This is a genomic window from Micromonospora sp. ABR4_055 (assembly GCF_056160425.1).
Window position 1 is genome coordinate 17279 of sequence record NZ_JBSWXD010000081.1, and the last position, 11078, is coordinate 28356.

At 68.5% G+C, this 11078-nt stretch carries 10 protein-coding genes; 9 read left to right on the forward strand and 1 reads right to left on the reverse strand.

The window, feature by feature from the left end; genetic code table 11:
* The first annotated feature begins 1 nt into the window (after position 1).
* From ACXAHD_RS19025 to ACXAHD_RS19035, 3 genes are all read left to right on the forward strand, one after another.
* Positions 2-1285 carry an AMP-binding protein gene (locus ACXAHD_RS19025; RefSeq protein WP_475052146.1) on the forward strand — a complete coding sequence of 428 codons (1284 nt, stop codon included), beginning with the start codon at positions 2-4 and terminating at the stop codon, positions 1283-1285.
* Positions 1286-1346: 61 nt separating this feature from the next.
* The gene (locus ACXAHD_RS19030) at positions 1347-2396 is read left to right on the forward strand and encodes a methyltransferase (RefSeq protein ID WP_475052148.1); all 1050 of its coding nucleotides are present in this window, start codon (positions 1347-1349) and stop codon (positions 2394-2396) included.
* Positions 2396-2947: a YdeI/OmpD-associated family protein gene (locus ACXAHD_RS19035; protein WP_475052151.1), complete on the forward strand. Its 552-nt coding sequence runs from the start codon at positions 2396-2398 to the stop codon at positions 2945-2947. Before ACXAHD_RS19030 ends, ACXAHD_RS19035 begins: the two co-directional genes overlap by 1 nt.
* Here ACXAHD_RS19035 and ACXAHD_RS19040 read toward each other — a convergent pair.
* Entirely contained in the window at positions 2933-3433 is a 501-nt protein-coding gene (locus ACXAHD_RS19040; protein WP_475052154.1) for a VOC family protein, read from the reverse strand. The two genes, ACXAHD_RS19035 and ACXAHD_RS19040, sit on opposite strands and share 15 nt — an antisense overlap.
* Between ACXAHD_RS19040 and ACXAHD_RS19045 the strand changes: the two genes are divergently transcribed.
* From ACXAHD_RS19045 to ACXAHD_RS19070, 6 genes are all read left to right on the forward strand, one after another.
* On the forward strand, positions 3426-4229 hold the full coding sequence (locus tag ACXAHD_RS19045; RefSeq protein ID WP_475052157.1) for an arylamine N-acetyltransferase family protein: 804 nt from the start codon (positions 3426-3428) through the stop codon (positions 4227-4229). The genes ACXAHD_RS19040 and ACXAHD_RS19045 overlap by 8 nt on opposite strands.
* Positions 4230-4378: 149 nt before the next feature.
* Positions 4379-5947: an aldehyde dehydrogenase family protein gene (locus ACXAHD_RS19050; RefSeq protein ID WP_475052159.1), complete on the forward strand. Its 1569-nt coding sequence runs from the start codon at positions 4379-4381 to the stop codon at positions 5945-5947.
* A gap of 13 nt (positions 5948-5960) precedes the next feature.
* Positions 5961-6458, forward strand: a complete 498-nt coding sequence (locus tag ACXAHD_RS19055) for a type II toxin-antitoxin system RatA family toxin (protein WP_475052163.1) — start codon at positions 5961-5963, stop codon at positions 6456-6458.
* Positions 6445-7470: a ketoacyl-ACP synthase III family protein gene (locus ACXAHD_RS19060; protein ID WP_475052166.1), complete on the forward strand. Its 1026-nt coding sequence runs from the start codon at positions 6445-6447 to the stop codon at positions 7468-7470. The genes ACXAHD_RS19055 and ACXAHD_RS19060 overlap by 14 nt, the downstream gene beginning before the upstream one ends.
* 14 nt (positions 7471-7484) lie before the next feature.
* Complete coding sequence (locus ACXAHD_RS19065) at positions 7485-8579, forward strand: 3-deoxy-7-phosphoheptulonate synthase (RefSeq protein WP_475052169.1); 1095 nt, start codon at positions 7485-7487, stop codon at positions 8577-8579.
* A 39-nt stretch (positions 8580-8618) separates the two neighbouring features.
* Complete coding sequence (locus ACXAHD_RS19070; RefSeq protein WP_475052171.1) at positions 8619-10946, forward strand: amino acid adenylation domain-containing protein; 2328 nt, start codon at positions 8619-8621, stop codon at positions 10944-10946.
* Positions 10947-11078 lie beyond the last annotated feature (132 nt).

Genomic DNA, 11078 nt, shown 5'->3' on the forward strand with positions numbered 1-11078 from the left:
CATGCGGTTGACGTTGCCGCAGATAGGCGACTGGGAAAGCCTCGAGGAATTGCGGGCCCTTCAGCTCAAAGCGCTTCCCCAGGTGCTGGAGTGGGCTGCCCGCACCCCGTTCTACTCCGGACGGGTCGGCCCCGACTTTGACGAACTCCCCCTCACCACCAAGCAGGACCTGCGTGACCAGTACCCCTTCGGGATGCTCGCAGTACCGCGAAGCAGACTGGACACCTACCACGAGTCCAGCGGCACCGCCGGTCAGTCGACCCCTTCCTACTACACCGCCGAGGACTGGATCGACCTGACCGACCGGTACGCCCGTAAGTGGGTGGGTATCACTCCGGAGGACACCTTCTTCGTCCGTACCCCTTATGCCTTGATGATCACCGGGCACCTTGCCCAGGCATCCGCTCGTCGGCAAGGGGCGACTGTGGTCCCAGGTGACTACCGGTCCTTGGCCATGCCGTATTCGCGGGTGGTCAAGGCCATCCATGACCTTGAGGTCAGCCTCACCTGGTCGATCCCGACCGAACCCCTGGTCTGGGCGGCCACCGCCCAGGCCGCCGGACTCCGACCGCGGGCCGACTTCCCCGCCCTGCGTGCCTTGTTTGTCGGCGGCGAACCGCTCACCCCGGCCCGCCGCAGTCGGATCAGCGAGATCTGGGGGGTACCGATCGTCGAGGAGTACGGCTCGACCGAGACCGGCAGTCTCGCCGGGGAATGTCCGCACGGCCGGATGCACCTCTGGTCCGACCGCATGATCTTCGAGGTGTACGACCCGGCTACCGGCCGGATCACCAAGGCCGGCAACGGCCAGTTACTGGTGACCCCGTTGTATCGCGAGGCGATGCCGCTACTGCGCTACAACCTCGAAGACGACGTCGAGGTTTCCTATGCGGACTGCCCGTGTGGCTGGCACCTGCCCTCGATCCGGGTATTGGGCAGGTCGGCCTTTGGCCACCCCGTGGCCGAGGGCACGGTGACCCAGCAGCAGCTGGAGGAGTTGGTCTTCAGCCTGCCGATCGGGTACGGGGTGATGTTCTGGCGGGCCCGGGCGGATCGGGATGTGCTTCGGGTCCAGATCGAGGTTGCCGAGGAGCACCGGGATGTCGCTGTCGCCGCGTTGGCCGCCGCGATCGACCGCGAGATCGGGGTCCCGACCGAGGTCGCCGGGCTCGCCCCCGGAGCCCTGCTGCCCATCGAGGCCCTTACCCGGACCCGGGACGTGGTGAAGCCGCGCAGCCTGCTCGCTGCGGGCGAGGACTGGAGCAGCGCGCTCCCCTTCAACTGACCGCCGGTCGACCGACCGCCGAGCCCGAGCCGCTCCTGCGGCGACCAGGAAGGTTCATGTCATGCCCATCTCTGAGATCCCGGTTGTCACCGTCACCCCAGCCGACCGGGAGCGCATCGCCGATCTGGTCTGCGGGCACATGGCAACGAGGGCGGTCTCCGCCGCCGCTACGCTGGGGCTCGCCGACGCTGTCGGCCCGGGCGGCAGCTCTGCCGCTGAGGTAGCCGCTACGGCCGGCACCCATCCCGAGGCGACCCGGCGGCTACTCCGGGCACTCACCGCCCTTGGAGTGCTGGCCGAGCCCCGCCCCGACCAGTTCGTTCTGACTGGGGTTGGCGCCCTGCTGCGTACCGACCATCCTGAGTCCATGCACGAGTTCGTTGCGATGACCACCGATCCGGCGATGCTCGGTGCCTGGCAGCGGCTGGACGAGGCGGTCCGGACCGGGCAGGCTACCTTCGCCGCGGTCTTCGGCACCGACTTCTTCAGCCACCTGGGTCGTGACCCCCGGCTTTCCGAGCGGTTCAACGCAGCAATGCGCCAGGGCACCCGGCTGGCGGCCCAGGTACTGCCGCAGGCCTACGACTTCGGTCGGCACAGCACCCTCGCCGACATCGGCGGCGGGGACGGAACCCTGCTCGCCGCGGTCCTGACGGCCTATCCCGATCTACAGGGCATCCTGCATGACACCGCCGACGGCATCACCCAGGCTGGGACCACGATCGCGGCAGCCGGCATCGAGCGGCGCTGCACCCTGTCCACCGGAGACTTCTTCGCCGGGGTGCCCGCCGGGGCCGACGCCTACCTGCTCAAGAGCATTCTGCACGACTGGGACGACGAGCGCTGTCTGAGCATCCTGCGCAACATCCGAAGGGTGATCCCACCCGATGGACGGCTGCTGGTCGTCGACGCGGTCCTGCCCGAGGTGGTCTCCTCGGGTGGGTCTGCTCTGCCACACCTGGGCGATCTCAACATGCTGGTGCAACTCGGCGGCCGCGAGCGCACCCGAGGAGACTTCGCTGCCCTGTGTTCGGCAGCCGGGTTCGCGGTCGCCGACGTCATCGGTCTCGCCCCCGCCCGGTTCTCCCTGGTCGAGGCGGTGCCGGTCTGATGCTCACCTTCACCGACGCCGAGGAGTTCGAGGCCTGGTTGGCGGTACACCATGCCAGCGCCGAGGAGGTCTGGGTGGTGCTGCCGAAGAAGGAGACCCCCGTCGAATCGGTGAGTCGGAACGAGGCCCTCGGGGTCGCCCTTTGCTACGGCTGGATCGACGGGAAGGCCACCTCGGCCACCACCCCGCCGGGCTGGTGGGCCCAACGGTTCACCCCTCGGCGGCCCCGCAGCGCCTGGTCGAAGGTGAACCGGGTCAAGGCGGAGCGGCTGATCCAAGCCGGCCGGATGCGACCCGCCGGTCTGGATCAGATCGAGCGGGCCAAGGCCGATGGGAGGTGGGCGGCGGCGTACGACTCCCCGAGTCGGGCCAGGATCCCGGACGACCTGGCGACGGCCCTGTCGGCCGCCCCCGGCGCAGCGGCGGCCTTCGCGGCGCTGAACGCGAGCGCCCGCTATGCCATCCTGTTGCATCTGCAGAAGCTGAAACGGCCGGAGAGCCGGCAACGCCGCATCCGGGAGGTCACCGAAGGGCTGTCATCCGGTGGCTGACAGTCGGTGGCTGACAGTCGCCTCGACCCAGTCGAGGTAGTGCGGGCTGTACATGATGCCCAGGACGTTGCCGAAAGGGTCAGCCACCGCAGCAGTCACGAAGCCGGCCTCCCGCTTCGTGATCGGCTGGTACTCGGTGGCACCCATGGCCAGCAGTCGGTCGTAGGTCGACTCGATGTCATCGACATGCCAGTAGGCGACAACGCCGCCAGGGCCGGAAGCGGTTTCGGCCGGGGCGTACTCACGGTCGACGATACCCAGCTCGTGCTCGTAGTCCCCGATCCGAAATTCGACGTAGGCCCCGCCACGTTCGAAGTACGGCTCGATGCCCAGCAGCTCGGAGTACCACCGCTTGGCGGCCTCCACATCGTCTGCCCAGAAGCTGACGGTGCTTAGCCCGCGCAGAGTGTCACCTTTAATCACTATAAGTACCCTCCATCGGATCTTTTCATGATCGTACCGTCGAAGAGAGCTGATCATGAGCATTTCGCTGCACCCTTCATCGATCACGGAGGTGTCCGTCGCGGCGTACCTGGGCCGGATAGGCGCCGACCGGTCCGCGGCCGGTGACCCCCTGGCTCTGCGGGATCTGCACCGGGCGCACCTCACGACCGTCCCCTACAACACTCTCGCGATCCATCTGGATGAAGAAGTGACCCTCGACGAGGTAGGGCTGCTGCACAACATCGTGGACCGTCGTCGGGGCGGCATCTGCTACGAGCTGAACGGAGCCTTCGCCCTGCTACTGGAGGCCCTCGGCTACCAGGTCGAGCTGCTGCCCGCCCAGGTGTACGCGACCGGTCGGTTGGCCCTGCCCTACAGCCACATCGTTCTGCGGGTAGAGGACACGACCGGCGCCAGATGGCTGGCCGATGTCGGCTTCGGCAGGCATACCGTCTTCCCGCTGGCCCTCGGCACCTCGGCCGAGCAGTGGGATCCGGGCGGGCGGTTCCGACTGGTCGAGACCTCGGGTGGTGACCTCGACGTGTTCCGGGGCAGCCGACCGGTCTACCGGGTAGACCAGCGGGCAAGAGTCCTGTCGGACTTCGAGGCCGCCTGCTGGTGGATCGTCACCTCGCCCCAGTCGCCCTACGCCCGGTCACCGATCTGCTCCCGGCTCACCGCCGACGGGGGCCGGGTGACCCTGGCCGGTCGAAGCCTGACCATCACCACCGCCGACGGCGGCCGCGTCCGCCGGGAGCTGGCCGCGGCGGAGGTGCTCGACGCCTACCGCGACCACTTCGGACTGCACCTTCGACGCGAGCCGCTGCGCGCGGCCTGACTCCACTGCTCCGTCCGCCGCGCCCCGGCCCCGCAGGGCCAGGGCGCCTTCCTTTGGAAGAAGGATCCCTTATCGCGGATCCATTGTCTCGATCTTGTTACCTGCATAACGTCATTGGCGGTAACAGCGGGACCGCAGAAAGGACCGACGTGACGATCAGGACATATCCGTCGTATATCGGAGGCCGGGACGTCACCGGCGACAGTGGCGAGTACGTGCACACCATCTCCACCCGGGCGGTTATCGACGACACCTTCCCCAGCCTGCGCCTCAAGCGGGATCTCGACGCGGGCCGGCCCGGGGTGACCGCCCCGGCGGATGTGGTCGTCGGAGCGTGCGCCATCGCCGACGAGGCGATGGCCGGGCAGGCGATCGAGGCCGCCGCCAGGGCCGCCCCCGAGTGGGCCCGGGTTCCCCTCGACGACCGGATGGCCATCGGCCAGGCGATCGCCCGGCGGCTGGTCGAGTACGGCGGCCCCCTGGTCGAGTTACTCGTCGCCGAGGGCCAGCCACGGGACATGTCGGAGGGCATCGTCTACGGCGTACCACAGACCACCTGGAGCCCCGAGACCCTGGACTGGTGCGCCGAGCAGATGGTGGTCCGGCGGCAGACCGAGGATCGGGAGATGCTGCTACGCCGGGTGCCCGACGGGGTGGTCTGCCTCAATCCCCCGCAGAACGCGGCCACCGTCAACGCTCTGAACGGCCTGACCGCGATGCTTGCCGGCAACACCATGGTGGTCCGCGCCCCCCGGGGGGTCGGACTGAGCTGCATGTACCTACTCCGGGAGATCGTAGCGCCGGTACTGGAGGAGGCCGGGGCCCCGGCCGGCACCATGAATGCCCTCTGTGGGCCGCCCATGATCGATGCCTGGATCGCGAGCAAGCAGGTCAACGACATCATCTACTACGGCGGCAGCCACAAGGGCATGCAGTTCGAGAGCGACTGTGTAGCGGCCGGCAAGAAGCCCATCCTGGAGCTCGCCGGCAACGACTGTTGCGTGGTCTGGCACGACGCCGACCTGGACGCCGCCGTCGAGTCCCTGGCCCAGTTCTTCATGAACTCCGGACAGATCTGCAACGTCCCCAACCAGGTCATCCTGCACCCGGCCATCGCCGACGAGGTGATCGAGAAACTGGTCGCCACCACCCGGCTGATCCGGCCGGGCTATCCACAGGATCGGGGGGTGGTGCTCACCCCGGTGCTCGGTGCCGACTGGTTCTTCGGCAGCCTCGTCGAGGCCCTCGCCAAGGGCGCGAAGCTGGTGCACGGCGCACGCCGTCTGGATGTGGACGGAACACCCTCGGAGACCGGCTTCTTCATCGAGCCGACGATCGTCCGAGTCGACGGGCTGCGCGGGGCGCGGGACATGTCCGTGGTCCGCGACGAGACGTTCTTCCCCCTCCTACCGATCATCGTGCCGGCCGCTGGCGACTCGGACCAGGAGTTGCTGGAGGAGGTACTGGCCTTCGTCAACTCCAACGCGTACGGACTGCGCAACTCTGTCTGGTCCAGCAACGAGGCCACTGTTCAGCGCTGCCTGGAGGCCGTCACCAACGGCGGGAATCTCAAGATCAATGACTCCCATGGCAACTTCCTGCCGTTCTTGCCCAACCAGGGCGGCACCGGCCTGACCGGTGGCGCCTTCGGCGAGGCGAGTCATCCGATGCTGCGAACCACCCATCTGCAGGCCGTCAGCATCGGCCGCCTGACCTGAACCGGAGGAATCAATGGCCACCCGAACCTTGCAGGCGAAAGTCGCGGCATCGGCCGAGGAGGTGATCCGGTTGCTGAGCGCAGCGGAGAACTTCCCCGGATACGCCCCGGACCTGCTGTCCGTCACTCGGGAGGAGGACCGCAGCGACTGGGTGCTCGCCTTCGGTAACGGAGTCGCCACCTGGACCCAGCGCAGCCGGGTAACCGCCGACCGGATCGAGTTCGAACAGGTCGACGGGGACTTCGTCCGCTACGACGGACACTGGTCTGTCACACCGGACCCCCAGGGGAGCACTGTCGAGTTCACCGTCCACTACCGAACCAGCGTCCCGCACCTCGCCGGGGCCATCGAGTCCGCCGTCGGCCGGGTGCTGAGCCGCACCGCCCTGGCGATCCTCACCGGAGTCGCCGGCCCGGCCAGGGTCACCGCAGGGGCGCATCACCTCCGGGACCTGCCGGACGGATTCCGCCAAGACCTTGCCGTGGAAGAAGCCGACCATGCGGTTCGATGACATCTGGGTCGCTGGCACCGGAGCCGTCCTGGGCGACCGGATCCCCATCGCCGGAGCCGTCGCCGCAGGCTCCTACTCCCCGGAAGCGGCAGCCAGCACAGGCATGATCAGCTTCTCCCGGGCCTCGGAGGCCCCACCGGAGATGGCCGTGACCGGAGGGCGGCAGGCGATCAAGGCGGCGACCGAGTACGGCGTCGAGGTCGGTCCGGACACCCTGCACCTGCACAGCCATGCCGGATTCCAGGGCATCGACCAGTGGTCGGCCGCCTGCTGGATCGCGGGGGAACTACTCGGCACCCAACTGGCGACCATGCCGATCACCGTTGCCGCCTGGTCCAACGGCTCGATCGCCAGCATCGAGGTGGCGGCCAGTATGTTGGCCACCAATCCGGCCCTCTCCTGTGCCCTGCTCACCCTGGCGGACCGGTTCGGGCCGCCAGGAGACCGCTTCTACGCCTCTCCGGGAATGGTCTTCGGCGACGGCGCGGCGGCGGCGGTGCTGACCCGCGGCGGCGGGCGACTGCGGTTGCTGTCCTGCGTCGCCGAGACCGACACCGTCCTTGGCGGACTGTCAAGGGGCGATGAGCCCTTTCGGGAGACCCCCAGCACGCAGGCACCAGATGCCCGGCGCCGTACCCGGGAATTCCTGGCCCGGGGGGAGATCTCCCTGCGCGACATCCAGACGCGCACCGCCGAGCGAACCCAGAGCGTCGTCACCCGCGCCCTGGCCGAGTCAGCGACCGGCCCGGACGAGGTCGACTGGCTCATCACCCCTTTCGTCGGCCGGACCCTCTTCCAGAACAGCTTCGTGCGTCCCCTCGGCATCACCCCCAGACACAACCTGCTCGAGTTCGGCCTGACCACCGGGCACCTCGGTGCCGCCGACCAGATCCTCGGCCTGCACCACCTCCTGGATTCGGACCAGCTCGAACCCGGTGCGCGGATTCTGGTCATCGGAACCGGCATGGGCTTCACCTTCTCCGCCGCGGTGTTCACCGCCGGCGGTAGCTGAAACGGGAAGGAAACATGTTCATGCAACCGGCCCTGGCCTCCGCCTCGCGGGCAACCACCTACCGTCACCTCACCTCACCCGCAGCGCTACGGGAGGAGATTCCGCTCTCCACGGTCGCCGCCGACACCGTCCAGCAGGCCAGGCAAGGCGTCGAGAAGGTGCTCCGCGGCGAGGACGACCGCCTCGTCGTCATCGCCGGGCCCTGCTCGATCCACGACCCCGTAGCCGCCCTGGCGTACGCGGAACGCCTCGCCGCTCTGTCCCACCAGGTTGCCGACTCCCTACTCGTCGTGATGCGGGTGTACGTCGAGAAGCCACGCACCCGCCTCGGGTGGAAAGGCCTGGTCAACGATCCCCTACTCAACGGATCCCACGACATCGAGGCCGGCCTGCGGGTCGCCCGGCGCACGATGATCGACGTACTGGGCACCGGTCTGCCGGTCGGCTGTGAATTCCTCGACCCGACCGTCGCCAGGTACCTCTCCGACGCCGTCTCCTGGGGCTCGATCGGTGCCCGGACCGTGCAGAGCCAGATCCACCGACAGTTGACGAGCGGGCTACCGATGCCGGTAGGTATCAAGAACTCCACCAACGGTGGGGTCGAGGACGCCGTCGACGCGATAGTCGCGGCCGGCCGGGGGCACGTCTTTCCCGGCATCACCGACGGCGGCCACAACGCCATCCTCAGCACGACCGGCAACCCGGCCTGTCACCTGGTGCTGCGTGGCGGCAGCGACGCCCCCAACTACGGTCCGATGCACGTCGCCCTGGCCCGCGGCCAGCTTCACGCCGCCGGGCTGACCACCAACCTGTTCATCGACGCGAGCCACGGCAACAGTGGCAAGGACCACGAGCGGCAGACGTACGTGGTCGAGGATGTCGCGGCCCGTGTCGCTGGTTCAGAGCACGGCATCGCCGGTCTCATGCTCGAGAGCTTCCTGACCCCTGGGCGGCAGGACCTGGTCCTGGGCAGCAGCGACCAGTTGCGCTACGGCCAGAGCATCACCGACGCGTGCGTCGGCTGGGAGCAGACCGTCCGACTGATCACCCTGCTGGCGGACTCCCTGCGAGCCCGCCGGTCCGCCCACGACCTTGCCATGGCCGGCTGAGACCAAGGCGCACCCACCCGGAGAGGAACGATGAGTCCGATGCAGACGACCACCAGTTCGTCGCTACCACTGGCCCGGCCCGGCGGAGGCGAACCACACTCCCCGCCGCACCGGGTTCCGATCGCCGGCCCGGCCGACCCCACCGCCGCCGTGGCCGCCCTCGCCACTCTGATCCACAGGTACACCGGTACGGCCGAGGTCCACATCGGTCGCCTGAGCCCCGGGGTCACCACCACCCTCCTCGTGCCGGTACCCACCGGCACCACGCTCGGCGACCTACCCCACGGAATGGTCGAGGTTCCGGCCGGTGACGACCTGCCACAGGGTGTTGTCGTCACCGACGGGGCACCCCTCGGAGCCGCCATTGCCGCCCTCACCCTGGTGGTCACCCCCGACGGGCTGGAGCTGGTGATGCCCGCCCAGCGGTTCGAGGCGACGGCAGTGGCCCAGTACGCCCGCCACCTCGAACGGGTGCTGGCGGTCGGACCGACCACCGCGGTGGACGACATCGAGCTGCTCACCGAGCAGGAACGCCACCAGGTGCTGATCGAGTGGAACCGGACCGATGCCACCGTGCCCGCCCCGTACATCCACGAACTGGTCGCCCGGTACGCCCGGGAGACCCCAGCGGCGGTGGCGGTCGCTCTGCCCGACCGGCGGGTGACCTATCGGGAGCTGGACGAGTGGGCGAACCAGGTCGCCCACCGGCTCGTGGCCACCGGGATCGGCCGGGGCGACAATGTCGGAGTCTGTTTCCCCCGTGGCGTCGAGGCACTGATCGCCCAGCTCGCCTGCTTCAAGGTGGCCGCAGCGGCGATCCTGCTGGATCCCGACTTTCCCGCAGAACGCACCAGATTCATGATCAAGGACTCCGCGGCGGCCGGGGTACTCACCATGGCCGTCCACGCCGGTTCCGTCGCCGGAACCTGCCCGGTCATCTCCCTCGACACCACTGACTGGCAGACCGAACCCACCACCGAGGTGCACGAACCGATCGGGGTCGACGATCTGATCCACATCGGCTACACCTCGGGTTCCACTGGGGCGCCCAAGGCGGTGCGGGCCCGGTTCGGAGCCGCCCGCAACCACATCCACGCCATGCGAGAGCTGTGCGGGATGGCCCCTGGCTCGCAGGGCACCTGGCTGGCGGCCCCCGGGTACGGCATGATCCAGGTCGAGTGCTTCCCGGTGCTCGCCGCCGGCGCCACCGTGCACATCCCCGAGGCCTCGGTGGTCGCCTCCCCTGAACGCCTGCAGGAGTGGTTCCTGGCCAACCGAATCACCACCACCCTGCTGATGAAACCGATGGCCGAACGGCTCTGGTCCCTGGACTGGCCCGCCGACACCGCGCTACGCGACATCCGGGTCTGCGGCGAACGCATCCAATCCTGGCCTCCGGCGGACCTCTCTTTCCGCCTGATCAATTTGTACGGCTCCAGCGAGGCCACCACGGTGGCCTTCTGCGACATCACCCAACTCGGAATTGATCTTGGGCCAGAGGGGCGGGCCAGCACCCTGCCCCCGATCGGGCGACCGATCTGCAACGTCCGGACCTACGTGCTGGACGAGCGGCTCCGGCCGGTGCCGCCGGGAGTCGTCGGAGAGGTGTGCATCACCGGCGACGGGCTCTCCGCCGGCTATCTGAACCGGCCGGAGATGACGGCGCAGAAATGGGTACAGAACCCCATTGACCCGCAGCGGTCCCCGATCCTCTACCGCACCGGGGACATGGCCCGGTACTGGACGGACGGCAGTATCGAAATCGTCGGCCGCCGGGACAATCAGATCAAGGTACGTGGCAACACCGTGCACCTCGCCGAGATCGAAATTGTGCTGGCGGCTCAGCCAGGGGTACGGCAGGCCGCAGTGCTCGCACGCAAGGACCGCGCGGGCGACGTGCAGTTGGCGGCGTACATCGAGCCGGCCGCCGGATCAGATCCGGTGGTACAGGATATCCGCCGGGCCCTGCGCCGGCGGTTGCCGGCCTTCATGGTGCCCTCCGCGTACCTGGTGGGGAGCATGCCGCTGAACACCAACGGGAAGATCGACCGGTCCGCTCTGCCGGAGCCGCCCAACTCCCGGCCCGACGTGGACAGCGCCTACCAGGCCCCCTGTGGCGAGCTGGAACAGTCGCTGCACCAGCTGTGGACGAACACCCTGGAGATCGAGGGCATCGGGGTACTGGACAACTTCTTCGACCTCGGCGGGGACTCCCTGCGGGCAGCCCGGATCGCGATGCAGGTGAGTGACAGGTACGGAGTCGACATCGAGGTCGGTGACCTGTTCCACGAGCCCACCATCGCGCAGATGGCCGACTACCTCGAGGAGGAGCTGCAGCTGGCGCCCCAGGTACGGGCTGCGGCTTAACATCTGTCACCTGGTGAAGCGCGCGGGATCTTGGGGGTGGGGTTCCCAAGCGGGGGAGGGTGTTTGGGTGAAAGGGGGGGGACACGACGGGGGGGGAACCCAGGGGGGGAGGGATAACCGGGAAGGGGACGG

Coding starts and splice junctions, on each gene's coding strand:
- ACXAHD_RS19035 (WP_475052151.1), top strand. CDS start 2,396: ATGCTCACCTTCACCGACGCCGAGGAGTTCGAGGCCTGGTTGGCGGTA.
- ACXAHD_RS19065 (WP_475052169.1), top strand. CDS start 7,485: ATGTTCATGCAACCGGCCCTGGCCTCCGCCTCGCGGGCAACCACCTAC.
- ACXAHD_RS19025 (WP_475052146.1), top strand. CDS start 2: ATGCGGTTGACGTTGCCGCAGATAGGCGACTGGGAAAGCCTCGAGGAA.
- ACXAHD_RS19070 (WP_475052171.1), top strand. CDS start 8,619: ATGCAGACGACCACCAGTTCGTCGCTACCACTGGCCCGGCCCGGCGGA.
- ACXAHD_RS19055 (WP_475052163.1), top strand. CDS start 5,961: ATGGCCACCCGAACCTTGCAGGCGAAAGTCGCGGCATCGGCCGAGGAG.
- ACXAHD_RS19060 (WP_475052166.1), top strand. CDS start 6,445: ATGCGGTTCGATGACATCTGGGTCGCTGGCACCGGAGCCGTCCTGGGC.
- ACXAHD_RS19045 (WP_475052157.1), top strand. CDS start 3,426: ATGAGCATTTCGCTGCACCCTTCATCGATCACGGAGGTGTCCGTCGCG.
- ACXAHD_RS19040 (WP_475052154.1), bottom strand. CDS start 3,433: ATGCTCATGATCAGCTCTCTTCGACGGTACGATCATGAAAAGATCCGA.
- ACXAHD_RS19030 (WP_475052148.1), top strand. CDS start 1,347: ATGCCCATCTCTGAGATCCCGGTTGTCACCGTCACCCCAGCCGACCGG.